The organism is Halanaerobium kushneri, from assembly GCF_900156285.1.
Lineage (GTDB): Bacteria > Bacillota > Halanaerobiia > Halanaerobiales > Halanaerobiaceae > Halanaerobium > Halanaerobium kushneri.
This window is the reverse complement of sequence record NZ_FTNC01000032.1, coordinates 1-25,498: the sequence shown is the minus strand read 5'-3', so window position 1 is coordinate 25,498 and position 25,498 is coordinate 1. Positions and strand designations below refer to the sequence as shown.

Here is a 25,498-nt window from a genome sequence, read left to right as displayed (position 1 = left end):
GGCAGATATATTTATTACAAACTGGCAGAAGGCTGTCCCAACAAAGAATTATTCTTTAAGGTACTGGATAATATACAGGGTTTGGGATTTATCTGAACCTGAATACTAAACTACCTTAACATATAGGGCCTGTAAAGTTTTAAAGACAAAAAGGAAGAACAGGGGATATCTATACCCGATTTTAATAGTAATTTTTACCATAATACCAAAAACAGATCTTTTTTAAGAATTCAACTCAAAAAAATATTTTTAAGTTCTTAAATCAGATGATTTTAGAGTTAAATAAAAGGAAAAATTTATTTTGTGGTTGCTATGAATAATTCAGGATTAATTATACTATCTGTTAGAGGAGACAAATTTTTGATTTCATTATAAATGGGTACCACTATTGAAAAATCATATTTATAATTCTGCATTTTCCACCACCCTTAATTTATATACGTTTTAAAGTTAAATCAGTTACTATAATTAGTAATAATTATATAACTTTGATTAAATTGTGATACTTCAAATTTGTTTTTTATATTTTGATTCAAATCGCCCCTGATTCGCTGCCAATCGTCAAGTTCCATCATAACTGCAAATTTATCCTGCTTAAGATAATTTAGAAAGCCAACCCGGTCCTTAATCACTTCCGGCCAAAAGTCAAGATAAATACCAAGAGAATCGGAATCACCATCATATTTATAAGTAGCAATATTATTGATTCCTCTAGTTTTTAACTGCTGCATTTCTTTAGCTGTCTCTTTAAGAGTATAAGTCTGACTGAAAGGTTGAGCTACTGAAAAAGAAAAGTTGAGTAGAAAAACTGCAAATATAATAATAACGAGATACGAAATATAACTATATTTCTTTTTAAATAGTAGAATTATCCCGACTATTCCTCCCAGAATCCAGCTTATAATTGTTGGCATCAAAAGACTTTTTAAAGCTATTCCCTGTGTTTCCTGGGGTATAAAAAAACTTCCGATGGTGAAAAATGCAAAAGTAATCAATGCTGGAATTATAATATAATATTTGGATGCTCGTCGATTTGAAATCTCTTTAAATAAATAAGCAACCAAAAGAGCTCCAGCTGGATAGATTGGTAAAAGATATATGTCAAGCTTTCCACTTATTAAAGAAAATAAAATAAAAGTAACAGCAAACCAGCTAAGTAAAAACTTTATAAATTGAGGTAACCTTCCCCTATTCTTAAAACAGTAAATAAAAGCTGAATAAAGAAAGAAAGACCACGGTAAAAAGGTAAAAGAAAAAGTTGTTAAATAATAATAAAATGCTTTCTGGTGAGCAAAGGAATTAACAGTTCTACCAAAAGTTTGGACAACTAATAATTGATATGCATATTCTTTTCCCCCTCTAATTAAAGCGGGTACAAGCCATAATAAAATTACACCTACAAAAATTAAGATGCCTTTTTTTAATTTTAAATTTTTAAATTCCGCCAGATCTTTTTGAATTAACAAAAAGGCAGGAATAACAACTAAAGGAATTAAAAAACCAGCCGGTCCCTTAATCCATGTTGCCAGGCCCATAAATAAGTAAACCAAATAATAGAATCTATCTTTTCTTTTTGATTCTGAAGAATAACCGAGATAAAAAGAAAATAAAGCAGAAATAATGAAAAATCCCATTAAATGATCCATTCGAACTGTTATTGAAAGAGCAAAAAAGTAAAAAGTAATCATTAAAATCAAAGCCGACAAAAATCCATATTTCTTATTAAAATTCAGGCTTCCCCAGAAGAAAGTGACTATTGCAATTAAAATACCCGGAATTAAACTCATCATAACCATTGCGGTTACAGAATAACCCCCGGCCATAAGTCGGCTAAAATTTAAAAAGTAAAAATAAAATGGAGGTTTATGAGAATAAAACTCCCCCCCTAAATGTGGAACCAGCCAGTTTCCAGTATCATACATTTCCTTAGCAACTTCAACATATTTCATTTCTTCTTCCCAGTGCAAATCTCTATAGAAAGTAGCTGGCAAATAGAGAGCTGCCCCACAAATAATAATTAATAATATATATATATATATATTTTTATGATTATTTATTGTTTTAATTGAACTTACCCCCTTATAATTTAATAATTTTGTTTATAATTAGTAAATACATCTCTTGCTGATCACCAAACTTAATTTGATAACTCAATTATATTTTTAATATATTAAAAATATATTAAAAAACAAAGACAAATCTAGAAAAAAATGGAGTTTTAAAATTCCAAACACCTTAACCCTTAATTACTTTTAAATCAAGAACTTTTAACCAATCTAGTAATGTTTATTCTTATTCGATTGAATGATAGATCAGATTATATCCATTTGAATGATAGATAACATCTTGTTGAGTAAAAATAGCACTTACTTTTTCAAAATCATCTTCACTAATTAAAATAACAGCTTCTTGTTTTTCTTGAAGATAACCAATGAGTGCCTTTTCAGTACCCAGGTCCTTAATAAAAAAATTAGTATAAACTGCTAGAGTTTCCGGCTGCCCATATCTAAAAGCAGCAATATTTTCGACGTTTTTTTGTTCTCGAAACCCTTTCAACTCTTCAGCAATTGGTCTTTTACTATAATTCTGACTTGCTATGGGAACTATTATCAGATTTAAATTAAGTGAAAAAAAGAGCATTGCTATTGCTAAAAGATAAACTAATGCCAAATAATTTTTTTTAAAATATAAAACTAAAGCAATCAACAAAATAAAACCTATTGATATCAGTGCTGGTTTTAATAAACTGCCAATATTATAACCTTCAATATTATCAGGAATAAAAAAACTGCCAGCTATAATAATTATAATAGTTAGTAAAACTGGAATCACTATAAATTTTTTATTCTCCTGATTAACTATAACCTGCCGACATAAGTAGGCAATCAAAATTGCAGCTGCGGGATAAATTGGCAGCAGATAAAATACTAATTTACCACTAAAAAAAGAAAATAATAGCAGGGGCCAGAAAAACCAGCTTAATATAAATTTAAGTTCTGTATTAATATTTCTATAATGTTTAATTATATAAAAGAGACTTGAAATTAACATAAAGGTCCAGGGTAAGAGGGTTAATGGAAGTGTGGTAAAATAATAATAAAAAGGTTCACTGTGAGCAAAAGAATTAACCGCTCTACCAAAAGTCTGCAGAACTAACAATTCATAAATATACTCTTTGCCGCCAAAAATAAAGGCAGGTATTAACCATAATAAAATTACAGAAAAAAAGATACCTAATCCCTGCATCAATTTCATTTCCTGCAATTTTTCTAAGCTTTGATCCCAGATAACAAACCCGAAAATAGTTGCTAAGGGAATCAAAAATCCAGCTGGTCCTTTGATCGCAGTTGCAATAGCGATAAACAAATAAGCAAAAAGATAAAAATAATTATTCTGATTTTGATATGCCATAAAAAAGGTAACCAAAGCAGCAGTTATAAAAACCATCATTAATAAATCCATTCTGACAAATATAGATAAACTAAAAAAAAGTACAGTTGTAGCTAAAATTATACTTGCTAAAAAAGCATATTTTTCGTCCAATATAGATCTAGCAAACAAAAAAGTTAACAATAGTATTATTACAGCAGAAATGATACTGGGACTGACCATTGCCGGGGCAGAATACTCACCAAAAATTTCTTTAGAAAAAATTAAAAACCAGAAATAAAAAGGAGGTTTATCTGTATAAATTCTGCCACCAAGCCGGGGAACAAAATAATTACCACTATTCTCCATCTCTCTAGCAACCTCTGTATATCTTAATTCATCACGATAATGAAGATCACGATTTAAAGTTGAGGGAACAAACAGCAGAATACTGAAAATAATTAATATTAGCAGATAAATATAAATATTTCTTAAATCATTGTTAAATAAAGACATCTAATTTCCCCCTTTCTTTAAATACCTGGTTTAATTTAGAGATAACTTTTAAATTAATAAATTTTCTTAAGCCAGTTAACCTCCCTTTCTAAAGCTTCTTTAAAGGTGACTTCGGGAGAATAACCTAATAGTTGATCGGCTTTACTAATATCTGCAGCAGTATGTTTTACATCTCCTTTAACTTTTTTCGAATAAATAATTTTGGTGTCACTGCCAATTATCTGTTTCATTAATTCAAGACTCTGATTTAATTTGACAGTATTAGTTCCTCCAACATTTATAATTTCACCAGCCGGAGAATTTTGAGCTGCCAAAATATTAGCTCGAGCAATATCACCTACATAGGTAAAATTTCGACTTTGCTCACCATCACCGAAAACATTAATGATTTCTCCCTGCAGAAAAGCCTTAATAAATATATGAAAAGCCATATCAGGTCTCTGGCCTTCACCAAAAACAGTAAAATATCTTAATGATACTGTAGGTACATTAAAATTTTTATAATATAAATAGCAGAGATTTTCTCCAGCAAGTTTTGAGACGCCATAAGGTGAAACCGGCTGCAGCCTCTGTTTTTCTGTCATAGGTATCTGATCAGTATCTCCATAAACCGAAGATGAAGAAGCATAGACAAATTTCTTTAATTGTCTGCTCTCTTTTGCTGCCTCTAAAAGTTTTTGAGTTAAAAGAATGTTATTCTGGTTATATATTTCAAAATCCTCACCCCAGCTAGAACGAACTCCAGCCTGAGCTGCCTGATGATAAATATAATCCACATCTTTTATTAATTCTTTTAAATCTGTTTTTAAAAGATCTTTTTCTAGAAAAGTATAATTAGGATTATTTAAAATTTCTTTTATATTATTTTCCTTTAATTCTCTTGCATAATAATCTGTAAAACAATCTATCCCTATTACCTCTTCGCCTTCTGCTAGTAATTTTTTAGCTAAATTTGAACCTATAAATCCTGCTGATCCAGTTATTAAATGTTTCAAAATTGATCACCTCATTATTCCATCTGAAAACGTTTATAATTAGTCAATTAAATACTTGTTATTGATAATAATTAAAATTTTTAATTTAGTCATTTATATAATTAAATATAAATGCTTATTTATTACCAAGTAATTGGTAATTTCTGTGTCCACTTAAATAAATTTTACCTCCAAATTTTCTTTCCAGTTTTTGTTCAATTGAAGTTAGAATACGATTTTTTATTTTTTCGTGTTTATGTTTAACTCGATTATTTTTTGGCTCACCAGAATACTGTAATTTATCCTGCCAGTTCATTTTAGCAATCCAGTCCTGCATAACTTCTGGATGAGTTCCGTTATAAACTGGAAGCCGATCTAAAGGGCCATAATCAAACTCCTGTGGTTCCTGATCATGAAAGTTATTAGATTGATCTTTCCCCCAGTGAATAGTATGGAAAGCTCTTCTTTTGTTTTCCATATATTTAGGTGGTCTAACCCAGCCATAATGAAAAATTTCTGCATTTGAATGAGCTGCTTTAACTCTTTCTCCATATCTCTTAAAGCCCTGGGCACTTTTATTAGACCTAACACCAATATTATTTTTTATTACTCTAACTTCCCTTTTATACCATCCATGACTAATTTGATAATGATCATAATCCCCCCAAAAATGTCGATAATCAAAAACTAAACCTTCAACATCATTATCATCTTTTAATTCTAAACATCGATCTTTTATTACTGGTAAATATTTTTCATGAACAACCTCATCAGCCTGAATATAAAAACACCAGTCACCGGAACAAGCATCTAAAGCTATATTAGATTGTTCAGAATGTACCATTCCGTTTCTCTGATTTTCAATATCCCAGACAGTATCTATTATCCTAATCTTATCACTGCCAATATTTGAGACTAATTCTCGTGTATTATCATCTTTATCTCCTTCACCAATTGCAATTACAAATTCATCACAAATAGGTAAAATTGATTCAATAGCCTTTTGAATCGGATAATATAATTTTGTTGCATTCCGAACCATAGAAAAACCGCTAATTTTCACTTGTCTTACTCATCTCCTCAAATATAATATAATTTACAATTAATATAAATAAAATATAAAAGCCTACATGTCCATATCTTGCTGTACTATCAACCATACTATGTACTATAAAAACTATAAATACTGACAGTGAAGTTATCCCAATTAAATTCTCAAATGAAAACTTTGGATATCTATAAATATTATATAAACTAATCTTTAATGAAATAAAAATCATTATTAAAAATAAAAGTAAAGATGGAATGCCCTGCTCTGCAGCAATAAACAAAAACATATTGTGAGGATGGTCATGTTTTCTGGAACCAGCAGTTAAATTTTCATCGGAAACATTATCTATATAATCTAAATAATTTGGCTGAAAATTACCGACACCTACCCCTAAAATTGGGTTATTTTTTATCATATATATTGATGATTCCCACATAACAACTCTCGTTTTCAAACTATTATTAGCACTAATATTTTTTAAATTATCAAATTTATTTATTAGCTTATCAGGTAATAAATAAGGAGTTATCATTACCAAAATAATTAATAAGATTGTAATAAAATATTTAATTTTAGCTGATTTAATATTATAATAAACCATAAAACCTATGAAAACAAAAAGTGAAGCAAAAAATCCTAAAACAGCTCCGCGTGAATTTGTTTGAAACAAAATATAAGTAAATGAACCGATTCCGATTAAATAAAATATTTTTTTATAATTATTGTTTTCATTATTGAATAATAGAGCTGAAAATATTAAAATATTAAAGGCTGCAACAGTACCTGTCCCATTACCTGATATATGATTTCCCCCATTAAGTAACTTTATTAAGATTCCTAATACTGCAAAAGTTAAATTACCATATATAAAAATATTTAAATTCTTTGCTATTTTTTCTCTATCATTAACTATAATAAATGAAATATAAAAGAAAAATAAATATCTCAAAATCGGGCTGACAAATCTATCTAAAGACAAATTAATATCTCGGGCTACAAAAAAAGATAAAAATGTAAATGTTAAAAACAATAGAACATAAAAATTAAATTCATTATTTTTTAGATTAAATTCTCTATAAACCAATATTCTTATAACTGAAAAAATAAATAACAATCCAATTAGTAGATTTCTAATTGCAATTGAAAATGTAAACAAAAATAATAAAGTAGTATATAAAAAAAAGATAGTATTATCTAAAGTTTTTTTGATACTCATTTCTATTTTTTCCTCCAATATTTTTCTTTAATCCATTATTTGAAAGAACAGATTCATACTGTTCAAGATAATTTTTAGCCATCAGCAAATAATTGAATTTTTCTTCAACAATTTTTCGGCAGTCTACTGGATTAATTTTTGAGATTTTATTTACAGCCTTTTTATAATCTTGATAATTGGTGCATCTAAAACCATTAATGCCATTTTTTATAATTTCTGGCATAGCTCCATTTTCACTGGTGATTACTGGAGTTCCACTCGCTAAGGCTTCTATTGTGACCAAACCGAATGGTTCTTCACATAAAGTTGGAAAAATCATTGCTTTACTCCTTGATAACAAATTATATTTCTTTGTTCCTCCTACCATCCCATGAAACTTTAGATATCTTGAAATACTAAATCTCCAACCACCTGCAATATCTAAGTTGAATTTCATATCCTTAGCAAGTTTTATAGCAAGTTTAACATTTTTAGGAGGATAACTTACTTTAGATAAAAATAAAAATCGATCACTTTTCTTTTCCTTAAAATCAAATTCTAAAGGGTCAACTCCATGATGAATATATGTAAAACGATTATTATTAAGAGCATGTTTATTACTAACAAAAATAGTATTTTCTAAAATTTCATCATCAAACTTATCTCTAGATTTACCCAACCAATGAAAAGTTATTACGTAAGGAAATTCTGGTTCTTCACTTGGATTATAATGGAAATGAACAATATCATAATCTTCTGGTAAATATTTATAAACACCATTTTCTCCTGACTTTTTCAAAATTTTTTTGATAGATTTAGGCAACTTTATTACTCTTAAATTTTCATGTTCTATAGAAGTTTTACCATCAATTAATAAAGTCACTTTATGTCCTAATTCTAATAAACCCTTTGTTAGCCAGGCAACTACTCTCTGGGTTCCACCATACTTTCTAGGAGGTATATCTCCATTACAGATTTGTACTATCTCCAATTATATCATTCCTTCATTTTCAATTCTGTCCACTACCAGATCTGGACTCAGTTCCCGCATACATTTAAAATGATCCAGCGGACATTCGTGTTCTCCACAGGGACGGCAGTTGAGCCCGGCATTCTTAATTAATATATTCTTAGCTTTACCACGGGGAGCATATTTGGTTTCATCAGAAGGTCCAAAAATTGCTGCTGTATTGGTTCCGACTGCAGCCGCTACATGAACCGGTCCGGTATCACCACTGATCACCAGCGAGGCTCTTTTTAAAATTGCAGCAAGTTCAAGCAGAGACGTTTTCCCACTTAAATTATAAATCATGTTCCTATTTTCAATTTTATTTATTATATAACTAACTCTTTCAGTATCAGAAGGGCCACCAACAAAAAGAATCTTATAGCCTCTTTCAATCAGCAGATTGGCAACTTCTGCAAAATATTCTTCGGGCCAGCGTTTTGTTTTCCAGCTGCCTCCGGTATTTAAAACAATAAATTTATCACTCAGACCAATATTCTTTATTTTTCGAGCAGCACTCTGATTATAAGTTTCATCAATTCTCAAAACCGGAAAATAATCTTCCTTAGAATCAAATTTATGTTTCTGAATTTCAAAGTTCTTCGCCAGCAATTGACTCTGCTGCATTTGATTTAAAAATTTAAGATATAATTCTATCATATGAGAAGAATTATCTTTTTCTACTACCACATCTAAAAATAATCCTCTACCCCTGCCACCATAGCCAATACTTTTTTCAGGTGAAATTAATTTTAAAAGCAGCGCAGTTCTCCAGTTACCCTGAATGTTAATTCCCAGCTGATAATTATTCATTCTCAATTTTTTAGAAAATTTATATGATCTGGCAGCTGTCCAGCTCTTATTATAACTGTAAACATGGTCAAGATTTGGATTAACTCTCATTAACTCAGAAAAATTACTATTTGCCACCAGATCAATCCTGGCCTCTGGAAAAAGTTTCCTCAAACCTTCAAAAAAAGGGTGGGCAAATAATAGATCACCCAGATATAAAAGATCCATAACTATTATTCTTTTACTAGTTTTCATAATAACCATTCCCCGTATAATATACAATCCAATTTTAAAGTGGAATTGAACAGATCATTTTAATGTTAATCACTTAATTTCTTTTTAGCAATCCTCAAAACCTGTTCTACACTAATTGATTTCATACACTGCATATTGCGACTGCAGTGCCTGTCCCAACAGCGAATGCATTCCAGACTATTATCCTGAATAACTGTATGGCCTTCACCAAAAGGACCATTAGTCTCCGGATCAGTAGGTCCCATCAGTGCTATCACCGGTATTCCAACCGCAGCTGCAAGATGGGTTGGGCCCGTATCTCCACCTATATATAAAGCTGCTCTTCTGTAGACTTCTGCTAATTCCTGCAGATCAGTTTTACCAGCCAGATTACTATATTTATCTTGCTCAACTGCTCCAAAACTATCTATAGCGTCCTTATCATCTCTGCTGCCTGTAAATATAACATAATATCCTTTTTTAATAAGTTCATTAGCCAGCTTAAAATAACTTTCCAAAAACCAATTTTTAGACTCCCAGTTAGTAAAAGGATTAAGAACTACAATTTTATTTTTAGCATCAATTTTATTTTCTTCAAAAAGTCGACTTACTCTACTTTTTATAACCGGAGTTAACTTAAGTCCATAGTTTATCTCATTCATTTCTGCCTCAAGAGCTCCAGCAAAATGAAGATATTTATAAATACGATGCCCCTTTTTTTCTGGAAGATCTATCTTTGCCTGATAAAATAAAGTACTTAATTCTCTCCCATCAGATGGCCCCATACGCAAATTGGGATTTACAAGAAAAGAACTTATTGCACTCTTAAAAAGGCCCTGTAAATCTAAAGTAATATCATATTTTTCAGCCCTTAATTTTTTAAAAAAAGAAAAGAATGATCTGACTCCTTTTATGAAATCTTTGTTAATTAATTTTTTCCAGCGTTTGCGTGGTAAAATAATTACATTATCTAGATACGGATTTAATTTAACCAGTGGATATGATTGCTCTTCAACAAGCCAGTCTATCTGAGCATTAGGATGTTTTTGCCTTAAAGCATAAGCTGTAGGCAAAGAATGAATAACATCTCCGATCGCACTCAATCTGACAATCAAAATCTTTTCTACCCTATTTTCTATCATAATAATCTTCTCCCTGCTTTAACAGCACATCCACCAGCTGCAGTTGTTTTTTTACCGCACCACGATTTTGATCAATTAATTCCGCTGCTTTTTCTGCTCTCTGTTTTCGGTACTGGTCATTGGCCAGCAGCTGGTAAGTCTTTTCAAAAAAATCTGCTGCATCCTCAATTTCAAATCCAACTTCATTTTCTAAAAGAAAGTCTCTTTCTTCTTTGAAATTATACATGCTCTGACCAAATAACACAACTTTAGCCCTGGCAGCTGCTTCGATTACATTATGTCCTCCCCTGTCAATTAGAGAACCTCCAATAAAAACTAAATCTGCATAAAAATAAAGCTGTGCCAGTTCGCCCATAGTATCAACAATAATAATATCCGTGTCTTCTGACAGCTGGATCACATTTCGTTTGAGATCCGAATATAAAGCTGCAGCTATTTCTCTTTTCCGACAGAGCTCCAGAATTTCTTCTCTTCTTTCGACATAGCGAGGTGCCAGTAAGAGCTTTAAATGTTTAAAATCTGTTTTAAGCTGCTGATAAAGATCGAGAATTATCTCTTCCTCTCCCTGATGGGTACTACCTGCAATAAGAACTTTTGTCTGATCAGTTATATTAAACATCTTCGTTTTTTGAAAATATTCTTCTTTCGAAGGGGAATTTAAATCAATATCATATTTTAAATTACCATTAATACAAATATGGTCTTCTGCTGCACCCAGCTCTTTAATTTTTTCTGCAGCTTCCTGGTGCTGCATGCTGAATAGATCAACTCTTTTTAACATATCATCTAAAACAGTTCCCAGATATTTATACTGGCTAAAAGAATCATCACTTATTCGACCACTTACCAGCATAATCTGACATCCACCATCATCCAGAGCTCTAATTAAATTAGGCCAGAGTTCTGTTTCAATCATAATAAATAGATCAGGTTTAAAAATTCCAACTGCTTTTTTTACAACCCAGTTTAAATCAAAGGGAAGATAAATAATTAAATCAGCTCCCTCGATTTTCTTTTTAGCCAGGTTTTTGCCACTGGCTGTCATTGTCGAAAAAATAATTCTTGCCTCTGGATATTCCTCTCTAATCTCAGCCGTCAACTTTTGTGCCGCAAGTGTTTCTCCAGCTGAAGCAGCCTGAATCCAGATAACTTGAGGAGCCGGAAATAAAAGATCCAAATTCTGATCATAAAAAACAAAACGCTCTCTTAAATTAAGTTTTTCTCCACTTTTTTTGCTTTTGAAATAATAATAGGGAAGTAAAAAAACTGTCAGTACAGACAATAATAAATTATAAATAAAATACATATTTCTCCCCCTCATTGAGCTAAAAATTAGCCTCAAAATTTTAATTATATGTTTTCCAGCGTTTATGCAGCCACATCCAGTCAGCCGGCTCTTTTTTTATTTCTTCTTCAGTCAACTCGAGCAGCGACTTTAGTTCAGCCTTTAATTCTGCTTCCGAAGCTTCAGCCTTGATTTTGCGTGGTGGATAACATTTAAGTTTATGTTTCAGCCATCCCTGGCGGTGAAAAAAAAGAGGAACAATTGGTGCTCCCGTTCTCTGAGAAAATTTAACAGCCCCGGGAAAAGTTAAAGCAGGTCGATTAAAAAATTCAAGTTCCCAGCCATCACTTCGTGCATGCTGATCTCCCAGTATTGCCAATATCTCATTGGCTTTCAAAACTTTAAATGCCTTTCTAATTGACAGACCTTTAGGAATAATTCCGACTCCAACATTGCGGCGAATTTGATTAATCCTTTCGTTAAAAAGAGAATTATTTTGTTCCTGAGCAATTGAATGCACTTGATAACCTTTAAGAGCCAGTACTGCTCCCAGCAGCTCCCAGTTTCCTAAATGAGCTGTATAAATAATAACCCCATTTCCTTCAGCAAGTGCCTGATCTAAATACTCAAGCCCATCAAAATCAACCATCTGTTCAACATCTTGATTGCTAAAAGTATCTTCCAGCAAAAATTCAGCAAAATCATAACCCAGATTTTTATAAACTTTTTTAATCATTTTTCTGGCTTCCTCTTTATCCAACCCCAGTGCCCTTATCAAATTCTGCTGCGAATGTTTCCGCCGACCAGGAGTAATTAAATAAGCCAGACCGGCAATCAATTTCCCTAAAAATTTTCCGAAAGCAGGTGGCATTTTTTTTAATAAAAATCTAAAAATATTGTAGAAAAAAATACTAATTTTATCCTTCATATTTAGCCTCTTTTGTTCATTATAATTTTGTGATCAGAATTCAAATTTAAAAAACTTTTGCTCGTAAAAGATCCTGGAAATTCAACATAGCAACTGGCTTTCCAGCTTCTACAACAGGCAGATCATTAATCTCTTTAGATTCCATAATCTGCAGTGCCTCTGCTGCCAATTTATCCGGTGAAATCGAAATCGGATCAACTGTCATATAATCTTTAACCGGTCGATCAATAAAATCAGCAGATTTCTCTAACAGACGTCTAATATCACCATCAGTAATTATTCCTCTAAGCTTTCCATCCTGATCAACAATGGAAGTTGAACCCATCCGGCTCTCGGTCATTCTAAATAATGCTTCTCGGACTGTAGTTTCAATTTTAACCACAGGATTCTGCTCTCTGATTTTGATTACATCCTTAACCTTGGTTAACAATTTTCTTCCCAGAGAACCACCTGGATGATAAAGAGCAAAATCTTCCGGAGTAAAACCATAATAAGAAGATAAAGCGATTGCCAGTGCATCTCCCAGTGCCAGAGCAGCTGTTGTACTCGCAGTTGGAGCTAGATTATGGGGACAGGCTTCTGTAATTACATCTGCCAGCAAAACTAAATCTGCATGTTCAGCCAGAGTGGAACTGCTATCTCCAGTCAGGGCAATAAGTGTAACACCAATTCGACGCAGTGAAGGCAGTAAGGAGAGCACCTCTTCTGTTTCACCACTGTTAGATACAGCAATTACTACATCACCTGCTCTAATCATTCCCAGATCACCATGAAGAGCTTCACCAGCGTGAACAAAAAAAGCAGAAGTACCGGTGCTGGAAAAAGTAGCAGCCAGTTTCTTGGCCACCAGGCCTGTTTTCCCAACTCCAGAAAAAACAACTCTCCCCTGAGAGTCTATAATCAGCTCCATTGCTTTTCTAAAACTGCCGTCAAGCTCCTTTTTTAATTTTAAAACTGCATCTGCCTCTATCTGCAGTGCATTTTTTGCTTCAGCAAGTCCAGTTTTAAATTTCTCTTCTCTATTGCTTACAGTCATTTTATTCACCCTAACTTAAAAATTTATTTCTTCACAATTTTTCATTGCTGAATCAATTGCCAGCCCCTGTTTTAAAATTCCTTCCAGCTGATCTAATGGAATCATATTTGCTCCATCACTTTTAGCCACCGCAGGTTCATCATGAACTTCCATAAATAAAGAATCAATTCCGGCCGCCAGAGCAGCTCTCATTAAATAGGGAACATATTCTTTTTCTCCATCAGAACTGTCTCCTGCACCTCCCGGAAGCTGTACAGCATGAGTTGCATCAAAAACAACTGGGTAGCCTGTTTTTCGCATTCTTGGCAGTGATCGCATATCAACAACTAAGTTATTATAACCAAAAGAAACTCCTCTTTCTGTTAACAGAATCCGCTCATTACCGGTACTTTCGATTTTAGCCACAACCTGATCTATGTCCCAGGGAGCCAAAAATTGTCCCTTTTTAACATTAATTATACTCCCTGTTTTCCCGGCTGCCGTCAGCATGTCTGTCTGTCTGGACAAAAAAGCAGGAATCTGCATAATATCGAGAACTTCAGCTGCCGCTGCTGCCTGCTCAGGTAAATGAATATCTGAAATCACAGGAAGATCAAACTGCTTTTTAACTTTTTCTAAAATTCTTAACCCCTTCTCCAGGCCGGGACCCCGGTAGGATTCAATTGAAGAACGGTTAGCTTTGTCAAAAGAAGATTTAAAAACATAGGGAATACCAAGTCTATCTGTGATCTCTTTAATTCCCTCGGCAATTCTTAAAACTCTCTCCTCTTCTTCAATGGCACAGGGGCCCGCTAAAAGCACAAACGGTTTTTCCTGATCACCAAAGATTATCTCATCATTTAACTTTACTTTTTTAAACATTTTTTACCTCCATCTGCTTACAGAAAATTTAATTCTCTATTTTTAATTTCAAATTAATTTTCAATTTTATTTCGAGTCTCAATTTCTTTTTCGACCAATTCGATATCTTCTCTTCTGTCTACACCAATTAGCCTGGCATCAGTTTCCAGAACTTTAATCTTAAATCCATTCTCTAAAGCACGAAGTTGTTCTAATGACTCCGCCTTTTCTAAAAAAGTTTGCTCCATCTCTGCATACTGCAGCAGAAAATCTCTGCGGTAAACATAAAGGCCTATATGCTGATAATAGATCTGCTCATCTACACCGGCATTACGATAAAAAGGAATGGGAGATCGCGAAAAGTATACTGCATAATCATCTTTATCAGTTATTACTTTAACCAGATCTGGATTTGCGGCTTCATCAGCACTAATTTCTCGTTTCAAAGTACTCATTTTAAGTTGATCTTCTTTTGTAAAAGGCTCTACAGCCCGGGCAATACTTTCAGCTTTAATTAGAGGTTCATCCCCCTGAATATTCACAATTAAATCTGCTTCAATTTCAGCAGCTGCCTCAGCAATTCTATCAGTCCCACTCTGATGCCGGGCAGAAGTCATAATAACTTTACCTCCTGCTGTTTCAACTGCATTTTTAATGCGCAAATCATCTGTTGCCACATAAACCTGATCTATCATTTCACACTTTTCAACTGCCTGATAAACCCTTACAATCATAGCTTTACCCTTGATCTTTGCCAGCGCCTTACCAGGAAAACGAGTAGAGGCATAGCGAGCAGGTATCAGAGCAGCAGTTTTTAATTTTGACATTTCAAATCCACCTCAAATTATTATTTAGCCCTGCCATTTTTAATTTGGGCTCTAATGATCTCCAGTAATTCTTCCCTGTTTTCTATTGCCAGAGAGATTTTTAAAAAATAAAATGGAAGCTCTCCAATCATATCTGCAAAATCAAATAATTTAACAGCATCCTTTTCTGTAGTCAAAATTAGATCCGCCTGGGAAGCTGAATACTGATCAAGTAGAGTTAAAAGATCTTCTTTTTGATAATTATAATGGTCCTTAAAAATCCTGTAACTTACTACCCTTGCTCCTGCACTTTCGATACTCTTTTTAAAAGCTTCCGGGCTACCAATTCCAGAAAAAGCAAAAACCTTTTTCTCCTTTAAAAAGTCGAGATTTTCCTGCACCTGGGAAGCTACAGAAACACAGCTTTCCAGCCTGGTTTCTGCCCTGAAAACACCTTTGTTTAAAGGGCTGAGAGTATTTAAAGAGTTTTTAAGCTCTTTAATTCGATTAAAATCAACATTTTCACTTCGATTTATAAGAAAAAGATCGGCTCTTTTTAAAGCAGCAAAAGGTTCTCTTAATAATCCTGCTGGCAAAACTCTGTTATTAGAAAATGGTTTTTCCGCATCAATCAAAACTATATCTGCCTGTCGTTTAAGCTGATAATGCTGAAATCCATCATCAAGCAAAATTAAATCAGCACCCTTTTCTTGTGCCAGTTTTGTTCCCTGATAACGACTGGCAGACCTAATAAAAATAAGATCATCATTTCTGCGGGCCAGCATAAAAAGCTCATCTCCCGCTCGAGCAGCATCAGCATAAAGTTGATCTCTATCTTTAATCAAAAAAGGTTCTTCAACATCTTTTGAGGCCCCATAACCACGGCTAATAATAGCAATCCTATAATCTGCCTTCAACTGTTCAGCCAAAAAGGCTGTAAAAGGGGTTTTTCCAGTACCTCCGGTAGTAATATTTCCCACACTGATCACCGGAACATCGGCTGTTTTTTTCTTTAAAATATTATTTTGATATAGAATTGATCTAATTTTGGCAAGCTGTGAATAAAACAGTGAAAGTAAAAATAAAATACAGCGAATTATAGCCGCTACTATTCCTGTCTGAGAACCATCTATAATTTTTTCTAAGTATCTGCGTAGACTATTCATATATTTAATACCACCATCATTTTTTGACTATTTCGGCCGCTCGTGCATTTACTTTTTCCATTTTTTCTTTTAAAATCTTCTGCTTTTGCTCCATCTCCAAATCAGGGTCAAAACGAAATGGTTCACCTAAAACCAGGGCAGTTTTACTAAATGGAATTGGCAGCAGATAATGATCCCAGCTGGCAAAATTCTTTTTCCAGCGGGCATCCACTCCCAACGGTACAAGCATCGAATCTGCCTTCTCCTGTAAAAATATAATGCCAGGCTTAATCTCATAAATAGGGCCTGTGGGTCCATCGGGAGTCAGGGCTGTACTTGCTCCCTGCTTTAACTTTCTATACAGTGAAAGCAGCGAACGACTGGCACCTCTACTGCTTGACCCCCGGACTGTATTCCAGCCCAGCCGGTTTAATATTTCAGTCATATAACTGCCATCCTGACTCAGACTGGTCAGAGCGTAAACACCTAAATCTTTCAAAAAATAAGCGGGAACCCAGCTTTTACCATGCCAGCTAGAAAAAACTAGCGACTCTCCCTCTGCCAGTAATTCTTTAACCGGCTCCCAGCCCTCAACCTCAAGCTGATAACTTTTATTTGTCCATTTAATTAAATTATAAGCAAAAAGTGGAATTAATTTTTGCTTGACTTTTTCTATTTTTGCTGACATTAACCCCACCTCTTTTCTGATTTGTTATTTTAATACAGTTAAATCTCTGGTGCCTCAATAAATTGTCCCTGATAAAGAGAGGCATATTTTCCCTGCTTCTGCAGCAGATCCTGATGTGTCCCTTTTTCCATAACCTCTCCCTTTTCTACAACCACAATTTTATCAGCATTTTTGATAGTAGAAAGTCTGTGAGCAATGATAAAAGTTGTTCTATTTTCCATTAAATGTTCTAAAGCTTCCTGGACCAGAGATTCTGATTCTGAATCAAGCGAAGAAGTCGCCTCATCTAAAATTAAAATTTTAGGATTTTTAAGAATAGCCCGTGCAATAGAAATCCTCTGTTTCTGGCCACCAGAAAGTCCAACTCCTCTTTCCCCAACTACAGTGTCATAACCGTCAGGAAATTCCATGATAAAATCATGAGCATTGGCTGCTTTGGCAGCTTTTTGAATAGCTTCTTCGTCAGCTTCTAAATCACCATAGGCAATATTATCTCTCAAAGTACCGCTAAATAAAATCGTCTCCTGAGGAACAATGCCAATAAAATCTCTCAGACTGTCAATTTTTAAATCCTTTAAGTCATGACCATCAAGGCGCATCCGCCCTTCAATCGGATCAAAAAAGCGGGGAATTAAATCAACCATAGTTGTTTTACCGGCTCCACTGTGACCAACCAGGGCCACAACTTCGCCCGGCCGGGCAGTAAGATTAATATTTTTTAATACAACTTCATCTCGGTTATAAGCAAAGCTGACATTATCATAAACTACTTCTCCCTCAACCTTTTTTAACTCGATTTTATTTTCGTCATCTTCGCGCAGTTCACTTTCAGTATCCATAATCTCAAAAACACGCTCAGCTGAAGCAAACAACTGCTGCAACCTTTTGCTTAATTTAGTAATTGAACGCAGAGGTTCACTAATTGTTAAAAGCAGAGTAAAAAAAGCAATTAACTCTGAAGCAGACATTCTCCCCTGCATAACCTCATAGCCGCCATACCAGAGAATAGCTGTAAAAGAAATTGCAGCCAAAAATTCTACCAGTGGAGTTAAGATTGCCCCATACTGAGTCTTTTTCATTTTAGCCCGAAAATTAGCCTGGTTTTCACTGCTAAAGCGCTCAAACTCATATTCTTCCCGACCAAAAGATTTGACCACTCGTACTGCCGAAAGCGTTTCCTGCAGTACATCCGAAACATCTGCAATCTTAATCTGAACCCGGCGGCTGACTTTCTTTAACTTATAATTAAATTTAGTAATTACATATGTAATTAAAGGCAAAATTATAATTAGAAAGATTGTCAGGCGGTAATTTAAATAAACAAGATAAAGTATACCACCAACCAGCGTAAAAACTTTATCAATACTGCCAACAGTAGTATTGATCATTGAACTTTCCAGCTGCTGCACATCATTTGTTACCCGGGATAATATATCTCCTGTTTTATTTTTACTATAAAAGCTTAAAGAGAGATTGTGGAGATGAGAATAGAGATCATTCCGGATGTCTCTAACTGATTTTTGTGAAACATAAGCTACAAGATAACTTTTTCCATAATAGGCTATCCCTTTAAGAAAATAAACTAAAATCATCATTCCAGCAACCATAGAAAGCCTAATCATACCTTCTCTACCCATATTAATATCAGAAATAATAGTTTCTAAAAGCCCCTGAAAAACTCTTACAAAAAAAACAGTTAAAAAGGCATGAACCAGCATGGAGATTACTCCCCCTACCAGCCTGCCTTTATATGGTAACACATATTTAAATACTCTTTTTAATATCTCAATTTGATTATTATCTTTTGCTGAGTCCATAGTAGTGAATCCCCATTCCTGAAATTTCATGATCAACATCTAAGCCAGGGATACCGAGTTTTCCGTAAAGAGCTACTGCCAGATGTGGTTCTTTACTGACAATTCCAATTTTGATTCCGGCACCTGAGATCCCGGAAAGCGGTTTATCAAAATCAATCATCGCCCTTTCTACACAGCGAGTCAAAATACGCTGGTCCTGAACTGATTCAGTTATTACATCACCTTTAATTGCTGCTCCCAGACAGTTGCGCAAAACTTTATCCTTCAGTTTTGAACCCTTACCGCCGGCTCTGGTTATTACAGCCTTATAGCCTTCATTTTTATAGGCATCGATAATCTTGCTGTCATACTCATCATTAACCATTGACAGCAGTACAGCTACCTTCCCTATAGACTGTCCACCATCAATTTCTGTAAAATCATCAATTGTAAAATCTGATAAATTCATCAAATCACCTCTTAGTCTTATTTTTTACTTATAACCTTTTACAAAAGGCTTAAAAACTTAAAATTTATTTCTCAATCGTTCCAACATTGATTTAAAATTTTCCTACCACTATCTGCTATTCAACAAAACTAATTAATTTCCTCTTTTAAGTCTGGAAAAATAGCCTGAATAAATTGCTTATAACCCTCTATAATTCTTGGGGAAGGTCTATTTACCAAATTCTGATCAACTAAATACAGACGATTATTTTTAAAAGCAGAAATTTCTCTGAAAAGCTCTCGTCCCCTCAAATCTTCCAATGTTAAACCATCCGGAGCACTGTGAGCACTGCTGATATAAACTTCTGGATCAGCAGCAATTAGACTTTCCAGGCTGTAAGTTGGCCAGCTGCCTTCAGCTTCTCTGCCAATATTATAACCACCAGCATCCTGAATCAAGCTATCAATAAAAGTTCCTTGACCCGCTGTATATAGAGGGTCTGACCAGATTTCATAAAAAACCCTTTTGCGATCATTATTTTTTAATTTACCTTTTACCAGAGCTCTTAGATGCTGATAATTGACCTTCATCTTAGAACTGAGCTCAGTCCCAGCTTCCTCTGCAGAAGTTAAATAAGCAATTTCTTCAATCATATTTATTGTATCATTAATTGAGACAGGTTTAAAACCAATATTTTTTATTCCCAGCTCTGTCAGTCTCTCCAAACTCTCAATAGGAGTTACAGACTCAGCTATTACCAGATCAGGTTCTAAAGCAACTATTTTTTCAATATTGGGTTCATCAATGCGCCCAACATCTTCTTTCTGCAAAGCTTCGCTGGGATAATCACAAGCAGAGCTTACTGCAACCAATTTGTCCTCGAGACCCAATGCATAGATCACTTCAGTCATTCCGGGGGCCAGTGTAATAATCCGTTCAACTTCTTTATTTATTGTAATATCTCTCCCCAACTCATCTGTATAATTTAAAGGAAATTCCTGGGCAGATATCGGAATAGCAGCTGCAAAAATTAATAATATTAATAAAAATAGCGAAAACTTAATATTTTTCACTCAGAACCCTCCTTAACCATCTCTAAACAATATCTTCTCTTCTTGGTATAGGAACTGGGGCTACTTTATGACTATTTTTTACTGAAAGTTTTTCGATTTTTTTCTCTATTTCTGGCTCTGCCTCACCAGTTAAAATATATCTGTCCAGTTCCTGATAACTAAAGCCCATCTCTGACTCATCAGTCTGACCATCCCACAGGCCTGCAGATGGTTTTTTATCAATTATTGCAGAAGGAATTTCCAGTACTTCTGCCAATTTTTTTACCTCATTTTTGACCAATGATCCCAGTGGAGCAAGATCTATACCACCATCACCATGTTTGGTAAAATAACCAATTTTTAATTCACTCCAGTTATCGGTACCGACAACCAGATAATCTTTAGCCTGAGCATAATAATATAAAGCAGTCATTCGCAAACGGGGCTTAATATTAGCCGCTGCTAGTTTGCCACCTTTAATTCCACTTTGTTCTAAATTAGCTAAAAAATGATCATAAATCTCACTAAGATCATTTTCAACTACCTCAATTCCAAATTCAGCAGCAAGTTTAAGAGCATCTTCACGATCCTGAGCATTTGAATGACAGGGCATAACTACCCCAAGCATCTCGTCACCAAAAGCCAGCTGACAGAGACGGGCTGTAACAGAAGAATCAATACCGCCACTCAGGCCAACAACAGCTCCTTTTAAACCAGCATTTTTCACCCCAGTCTGCAACCAATCTATCAATCTATTTTTAATTTTTGTATAATCATTTTCTGCAAAAATATTTTTAGCCATTATTCTTCCCTCCAGGGATATTTGCCAGCAATCATAGCTTTCAAACTACCTTCAACTGCTGTTATTCTCCAGATCCCATCAATTTTTTCTACAATTAGTTCATCCTGCATCTGATAACTATAATGTCCTTCTCGATCTCGAAAATTAAACTCATAAGAGGCTCTAAATTGAGATCTTTTTTCAGTTGTGGAAAGCTCTTTAATTTTAAGATTTTCCAGACTATAAATTTCATTAACCTCTCCCCCCTGCTCGGGGTCACCACCATAAGCCTGCTGCATCTTTTCAATTACATGGGTTTCCGAAATCATTCTCTCCATCTCACCCAGTTCAAAATCTGCAGCTTCATTGGCAAGATTAATATTCTTTGTTGCTATGGCTTCGTAAAAATAATTAACAACCTCTCCAGCAGTATTTTCAGCAGTAATGGTTGCTGGTGAACCTGTAGTTAAACCCCAGATTAATCCGCCACCAATAATTGTAAAAAACAAAATCACCTTCCAGCTATGGCGAAAAAAGAGTTTAATATTTTCATTTCGTCTTTTCTTTTTGATTATCTTACTGTCAATTAAATTTTTTCTTTCTAAAAAAGCTTCCAATTCAAAATTGTTCTCAGCTTTAGCTCTTTTTATTTCTTCAATAAGATAGTTAATTTCTGGACGTTTTTCCTGTTCCCTAGCCAGCATTTCCATAAATAATTGATTGAGGCTGTCACTTAACTTAGGAACCAGTGCTTTAAGAACCAGAATATTTTCATTCTGAATTTTATTTAAAACTTTTGCATTATCCCGATCACTAAAAATAGTCTCTCCACTTAAAAAATAATAAAAAACCGATGCGATATTAAAAATATAAGATTTCAGCTGCCAGTCTTCGCCTGTAATCACTTCCGGGGGCATAAAATAATCCTGGCTGGGAATCTCCAGCTCAAATTCATTATAGTTTCTCTTGCTGCGCAGCATAGCTTCCGGCATCAGATAAATGTTTTTATCTCCATCAATCCAAAAATTAGAAGCATTAATACCCGCAGGAAAAATATCTTTGACCAGCTGAATATCTTTTAACAGAGCAAGAGTTTCTTTAAATTCCTCAATCAGCAGCTGTGCCTTAAAAGAATTTTTATTTAAATATTCTGCCAGCGGTTCTAGATTTTCACTACCTCGATAAAGAAGATAATATTCGCCATCCTCTCTAATAACATCCTGATATGAAATTATCTTTTCAGGAAGTTCTGCTGGCATATTATCAATTGCCGCCCTGACTCTTTTAACAATATCAAGCTGCACCCTTGAGCGCGGCACAGTATCTTTAAAAAGCTTTTCCTTCTGTATTTTGTTATTCTCCCGAGTTTCCTTGCTCATAGTAATTCCTCCGACATTAATTAAATTAGAATAAGCAAAGTTATCCACCCAAAATCAATTCGGGTGGATAGACTTACCTACTTATAATAATTTACTTTCAATATAATTTTTAAATCCTTTTACAGAATCAAATCGTCTTTATGCTCTGCAGAACTATCAAATTCATCTTTTTTATCCTGATAGCCATCACGACCAAAAATACCATAAGTATAATTTTTACCCAGTTCAACTCCAGGCTGATTAAATGTATTAATATTGAGCAGTTCTCCTGTTACAGCTGTCTGAAATTCAAAGAAATAAAATAACTGTCCCAGAGTAAACTCATTTACCTCAGGAACTTTAACAGTCTGGTTCATTCTATTTCTCTTATTTAAAGCAAGTTCTGTTGCCCATTTTTCAGTATTAATTAACTCTGCAAAACTGTGTCCTCCCAGATAACCAACTCCATCAAGATCTTTATAAGCACCTGGAATCTCTAATTCTTCAGCAAAGTTTTCTACCTCAAGGAAGGTAATAATCTTATCAAATGGTCCCTCCATATATAACTGGGCCTGTGAATGCTGATCAGTTGCTCCCAGAGCTTTAATTGGAGTTGGACCAACATTTACTGTATTACCCTGACGGTCAACTTCTTTTCCCAGTGATTCTGCCCATAACTGTCTATACCAGTCGGCCACATCACGCAAACGATCAGAGTAGGGCATCATTACAGACATTACTTTACCTTTTTTATAAGCTAAATACTGAATTAAACCATTAACCAGAGCTGGATTTTCCCAGAAATCACTTTTGCGACAGATCTGATCCATATAAGCTGCACCCTCGAGCAGTTCTTCAATATCTACCCCGGTCATAGCAGCAGAAAGAAGTCCCACCGGTGTTAGAACTGAGAATCTTCCTCCTACATTATCAGGAATAAAGAATTTTTTCATTCCTTCTCTTTCGGCAATCTCAATCAAATATCCAGAATCTTTACTGGTTGTAGCAATAAAGTGTTCTCCCACTTTTTCTTCTCCAACAGCATCAGCAACAAATTTACGGGCCAGTAAAAACTGACTCATAGTTTCGGCTGTACTGCCTGATTTAGAAATTACATTAAAAAGAGTTTTTTCCGGATCAAGTTTATCCAGTAGAGCTTTAATTCCCTCTGGATCAACATTATCACTTACAAAAAGTCGTGGATAGCCATTACGAGCTTCTTTAAACAAATTATAGTGGGGGTCATTAATTGCAGTCTGAACCGCAATATTACCGAGGGCAGATCCACCAATACCAAGAACTACAAAATTATCAAATTTGTCTTTTAATTTTTCGGCTGTTTCTTTCAATTCATTTACGACTTCCTTCTGTTTATAAGGAAGTTCCATAAAACCCATCTCACCCTCAGCCTCAGCTTTCAGGATATTCTGATGTGCTTTAAGTGCTTTATCCTTTGCTTCCTCTAATTCTTCAACTGTCATCCCATGTTCCTTACCAATCATTTCCGCAAAAACATTGTTAATATCAAGTTTCAGTCTTGATTCATCTTTTGACTGGACTTTTTTCTCTGCAGACATCGTATTTCCTCCTTATATTCTTATATTGCTGCTTAGATTAATAATGCTATCACAAGTATATATTTTTCAACGCAATTTTGCAAGGTTTTTTGTAGGTAGAACTGCTATTTGTCGCACTTTTCTCCATATTTAATTTAGAAATTTACCTTTAACATTTAACAGTGGTTATTACAAGAAAAAAACCCTGCCTTTTACAGCAGGGAATTTCTTTTTTTATTTTGCGTTTTGATTTGCATTATCATTGGGAGACTTATCTTTTTCTTTAGCTTTTGTTTTTGAATGTTCAGAGTTTCCTTTACCTTTATTATCTTTATTCAGGCCATTTCCGACCGCATTATTTTCTTTTTCCTGGTCGTAAGAATTATCAGAGATTGAATTTGAATTGTTTTCTCTTTTAACTTTCATTTTTTCTCTCTCTTCTTTTCTGGCTTCTTTTCTATACTCTGCAGCCAGCTGTTTTAATTCAGAATTTTCAATACTTCCATTTTCTTTGATAATAGAATCCACCTCATCAGCAAATGCTGATGCCTGTTCTCCATCTCTATCTTCACGACTTATTTTGCGTAATTCGAGAGCAGTTTGAAAAGCTAATTGGCCGTTACCTTCTTCCTCAAAGTTGTTAATAAGTTTTAAGGCCCTGTCCTCTTCAAAACCATTTTTCACACTCTCCTGAATATTGTTTAAAATTACAAATCCCTGACCCAGATCAATTTCATCTGCTAAAATTTTATCAACTACAGAAGAAATACTATCAATATTTAAGTTTTCGTCGTATTCAATTAATTTTCTTTCTAAAGTGACTCTTTCTACACTTGTTAAATCTTCATTTGATTCCAGATCTGCAAGCAGCTCTTCTAAGTTTTGATAAGTTTGATCAAGTTCTTCTTCAATGTCTGATTCTTCCTGGTTCTGATCATCTGCGGATTCCTCATCCCCTAAATTTTCCTGATCTGTATCATCGGCAGGTTCTTGATCATCAGTTACAGTTTCCTGATTATCATCAATAACTGTTTCCTGACCATCTTCTGTTGTGTCCTGGGCAAGAGTTAAAGCAGGTGCAAAAGCAAAAACTAATAATGTTAATACTAATAAAATACTTAATTTCTTTTTCATTTTATATTACCTCCTTTTTCTAATGCTCATTATAGTCGTTTGTATAATGTCTAAGGCCCTAAATGACAGGGCTCATGACATAAATTTTTGGTGATTTCCTCCTTAAGATATGGTATAATATAGTTAGAGATACTAAAAATACCACAAAGCCAAAAGGAGGAAATCATAATGTCTTTTAATTCTAAAAAGCAATTGTCTTTCGGTGATCTTTATGAACAGGCCAAAGATTGGGCTCAAAATGATAAACCTCAATTCCTTGAAATGCTCGATCAATATCTTGATTTATCTGAATTTATTCCATTCAGTTTCTACACTGCTTACTACAAATATTTTGGTAGAAAAAGAGAATATGATCTAGAATCGATG

At 34.2% G+C, this 25,498-nt stretch carries 21 protein-coding genes and 2 pseudogenes; 1 reads left to right on the top strand and 22 read right to left on the bottom strand.

Annotation, left to right across the window (positions count from 1 at the left end):
* Positions 1-455: 455 nt before the first annotated feature.
* The 22 genes and pseudogenes from BW929_RS13800 to BW929_RS13695 form a co-directional block, all read right to left on the bottom strand.
* On the bottom strand, positions 456-2,027 hold the full coding sequence (locus tag BW929_RS13800) for an ArnT family glycosyltransferase (RefSeq protein ID WP_255417000.1): 1,572 nt from the start codon (positions 2,025-2,027) through the stop codon (positions 456-458).
* 265 nt (positions 2,028-2,292) lie between these two features.
* The gene (locus BW929_RS13795; RefSeq protein WP_076546074.1) at positions 2,293-3,885 is read right to left on the bottom strand and encodes an ArnT family glycosyltransferase; all 1,593 of its coding nucleotides are present in this window, start codon (positions 3,883-3,885) and stop codon (positions 2,293-2,295) included.
* A 53-nt stretch (positions 3,886-3,938) separates the two neighbouring features.
* Positions 3,939-4,880 (bottom strand): NAD-dependent epimerase/dehydratase family protein, encoded by a 942-nt coding sequence (locus BW929_RS13790; protein ID WP_199505738.1) that lies wholly within the window; start codon positions 4,878-4,880, stop codon positions 3,939-3,941.
* Positions 4,881-4,995: 115 nt separating this feature from the next.
* Positions 4,996-5,922: a glycosyltransferase gene (locus BW929_RS13785; protein WP_076546072.1), complete on the bottom strand. Its 927-nt coding sequence runs from the start codon at positions 5,920-5,922 to the stop codon at positions 4,996-4,998.
* A complete protein-coding gene (locus BW929_RS13780) occupies positions 5,912-7,126 on the bottom strand; it encodes an O-antigen ligase family protein (RefSeq protein ID WP_076546071.1) in 1,215 nt (404 codons plus the stop codon). Before BW929_RS13780 ends, BW929_RS13785 begins: the two co-directional genes overlap by 11 nt.
* The gene (locus tag BW929_RS13775; RefSeq protein ID WP_076546070.1) at positions 7,101-8,096 is read right to left on the bottom strand and encodes a glycosyltransferase; all 996 of its coding nucleotides are present in this window, start codon (positions 8,094-8,096) and stop codon (positions 7,101-7,103) included. Before BW929_RS13775 ends, BW929_RS13780 begins: the two co-directional genes overlap by 26 nt.
* Entirely contained in the window at positions 8,097-9,158 is a 1,062-nt protein-coding gene (waaF, locus tag BW929_RS13770) for a lipopolysaccharide heptosyltransferase II (RefSeq protein ID WP_076546069.1), read from the bottom strand.
* Between the two features lie 65 nt (positions 9,159-9,223).
* A complete protein-coding gene (gene waaF, locus BW929_RS13765; RefSeq protein ID WP_076546068.1) occupies positions 9,224-10,279 on the bottom strand; it encodes a lipopolysaccharide heptosyltransferase II in 1,056 nt (351 codons plus the stop codon).
* Positions 10,266-11,585 carry a 3-deoxy-D-manno-octulosonic acid transferase gene (locus tag BW929_RS13760; RefSeq protein ID WP_076546067.1) on the bottom strand — a complete coding sequence of 440 codons (1,320 nt, stop codon included), beginning with the start codon at positions 11,583-11,585 and terminating at the stop codon, positions 10,266-10,268. The genes waaF (BW929_RS13765) and BW929_RS13760 overlap by 14 nt, the downstream gene beginning before the upstream one ends.
* 40 nt (positions 11,586-11,625) lie before the next feature.
* Positions 11,626-12,495 (bottom strand): annotated as a pseudogene (locus BW929_RS13755) (lysophospholipid acyltransferase family protein); the annotation flags it as partial.
* Positions 12,496-12,538: 43 nt separating this feature from the next.
* A complete protein-coding gene (locus BW929_RS13750) occupies positions 12,539-13,528 on the bottom strand; it encodes a KpsF/GutQ family sugar-phosphate isomerase (RefSeq protein ID WP_076546065.1) in 990 nt (329 codons plus the stop codon).
* Between the two features lie 15 nt (positions 13,529-13,543).
* Positions 13,544-14,389 (bottom strand): 3-deoxy-8-phosphooctulonate synthase, encoded by an 846-nt coding sequence (kdsA, locus tag BW929_RS13745; RefSeq protein WP_076546064.1) that lies wholly within the window; start codon positions 14,387-14,389, stop codon positions 13,544-13,546.
* A gap of 53 nt (positions 14,390-14,442) precedes the next feature.
* A complete protein-coding gene (kdsB, locus tag BW929_RS13740) occupies positions 14,443-15,195 on the bottom strand; it encodes a 3-deoxy-manno-octulosonate cytidylyltransferase (RefSeq protein WP_076546063.1) in 753 nt (250 codons plus the stop codon).
* Positions 15,196-15,215: 20 nt separating this feature from the next.
* Positions 15,216-16,340, bottom strand: coding sequence for a tetraacyldisaccharide 4'-kinase (lpxK, locus tag BW929_RS13735; RefSeq protein ID WP_076546062.1), 1,125 nt, complete (start codon positions 16,338-16,340; stop codon positions 15,216-15,218).
* A gap of 16 nt (positions 16,341-16,356) precedes the next feature.
* Complete coding sequence (locus tag BW929_RS13730; protein WP_076546061.1) at positions 16,357-17,007, bottom strand: lysophospholipid acyltransferase family protein; 651 nt, start codon at positions 17,005-17,007, stop codon at positions 16,357-16,359.
* A 38-nt stretch (positions 17,008-17,045) separates the two neighbouring features.
* The gene (locus BW929_RS13725) at positions 17,046-18,824 is read right to left on the bottom strand and encodes an ABC transporter ATP-binding protein (RefSeq protein WP_076546060.1); all 1,779 of its coding nucleotides are present in this window, start codon (positions 18,822-18,824) and stop codon (positions 17,046-17,048) included.
* Complete coding sequence (locus BW929_RS13720; protein WP_076546059.1) at positions 18,805-19,272, bottom strand: HutP family protein; 468 nt, start codon at positions 19,270-19,272, stop codon at positions 18,805-18,807. The genes BW929_RS13725 and BW929_RS13720 overlap by 20 nt, the downstream gene beginning before the upstream one ends.
* Before the next feature lie 128 nt (positions 19,273-19,400).
* Positions 19,401-20,324: an ABC transporter substrate-binding protein gene (locus BW929_RS13715; protein WP_076546058.1), complete on the bottom strand. Its 924-nt coding sequence runs from the start codon at positions 20,322-20,324 to the stop codon at positions 19,401-19,403.
* A 22-nt stretch (positions 20,325-20,346) separates the two neighbouring features.
* On the bottom strand, positions 20,347-21,105 hold the full coding sequence (nadE, locus tag BW929_RS13710; protein WP_076546057.1) for an NAD(+) synthase: 759 nt from the start codon (positions 21,103-21,105) through the stop codon (positions 20,347-20,349).
* Positions 21,105-22,463, bottom strand: coding sequence for a protein kinase domain-containing protein (locus BW929_RS13705; protein WP_076546056.1), 1,359 nt, complete (start codon positions 22,461-22,463; stop codon positions 21,105-21,107). Before BW929_RS13705 ends, nadE begins: the two co-directional genes overlap by 1 nt.
* Positions 22,464-22,582: 119 nt before the next feature.
* Positions 22,583-24,019 (bottom strand): glucose-6-phosphate isomerase, encoded by a 1,437-nt coding sequence (locus BW929_RS13700; RefSeq protein WP_076546055.1) that lies wholly within the window; start codon positions 24,017-24,019, stop codon positions 22,583-22,585.
* A gap of 213 nt (positions 24,020-24,232) precedes the next feature.
* Positions 24,233-25,132, bottom strand: a complete 900-nt coding sequence (locus BW929_RS13695) for a hypothetical protein (RefSeq protein WP_076546054.1) — start codon at positions 25,130-25,132, stop codon at positions 24,233-24,235.
* Positions 25,133-25,300: 168 nt separating this feature from the next.
* Between BW929_RS13695 and BW929_RS13690 the strand changes: the two are divergent.
* A pseudogene (locus tag BW929_RS13690) lies at positions 25,301-25,498 on the top strand (ISNCY family transposase); the annotation flags it as partial.

Coding starts and splice junctions, on each gene's coding strand:
- BW929_RS13795 (WP_076546074.1), bottom strand. CDS start 3,885: ATGTCTTTATTTAACAATGATTTAAGAAATATTTATATTTATCTGCTA.
- BW929_RS13780 (WP_076546071.1), bottom strand. CDS start 7,126: ATGAGTATCAAAAAAACTTTAGATAATACTATCTTTTTTTTATATACT.
- waaF (WP_076546069.1), bottom strand. CDS start 9,158: ATGAAAACTAGTAAAAGAATAATAGTTATGGATCTTTTATATCTGGGT.
- waaF (WP_076546068.1), bottom strand. CDS start 10,279: ATGATAGAAAATAGGGTAGAAAAGATTTTGATTGTCAGATTGAGTGCG.
- BW929_RS13760 (WP_076546067.1), bottom strand. CDS start 11,585: ATGTATTTTATTTATAATTTATTATTGTCTGTACTGACAGTTTTTTTA.
- BW929_RS13750 (WP_076546065.1), bottom strand. CDS start 13,528: ATGACTGTAAGCAATAGAGAAGAGAAATTTAAAACTGGACTTGCTGAA.
- kdsA (WP_076546064.1), bottom strand. CDS start 14,389: ATGTTTAAAAAAGTAAAGTTAAATGATGAGATAATCTTTGGTGATCAG.
- kdsB (WP_076546063.1), bottom strand. CDS start 15,195: ATGTCAAAATTAAAAACTGCTGCTCTGATACCTGCTCGCTATGCCTCT.
- lpxK (WP_076546062.1), bottom strand. CDS start 16,340: ATGAATAGTCTACGCAGATACTTAGAAAAAATTATAGATGGTTCTCAG.
- BW929_RS13730 (WP_076546061.1), bottom strand. CDS start 17,007: ATGTCAGCAAAAATAGAAAAAGTCAAGCAAAAATTAATTCCACTTTTT.
- BW929_RS13725 (WP_076546060.1), bottom strand. CDS start 18,824: ATGGACTCAGCAAAAGATAATAATCAAATTGAGATATTAAAAAGAGTA.
- BW929_RS13720 (WP_076546059.1), bottom strand. CDS start 19,272: ATGAATTTATCAGATTTTACAATTGATGATTTTACAGAAATTGATGGT.
- nadE (WP_076546057.1), bottom strand. CDS start 21,105: ATGGCTAAAAATATTTTTGCAGAAAATGATTATACAAAAATTAAAAAT.
- BW929_RS13705 (WP_076546056.1), bottom strand. CDS start 22,463: ATGAGCAAGGAAACTCGGGAGAATAACAAAATACAGAAGGAAAAGCTT.
- BW929_RS13700 (WP_076546055.1), bottom strand. CDS start 24,019: ATGTCTGCAGAGAAAAAAGTCCAGTCAAAAGATGAATCAAGACTGAAA.
- BW929_RS13695 (WP_076546054.1), bottom strand. CDS start 25,132: ATGAAAAAGAAATTAAGTATTTTATTAGTATTAACATTATTAGTTTTT.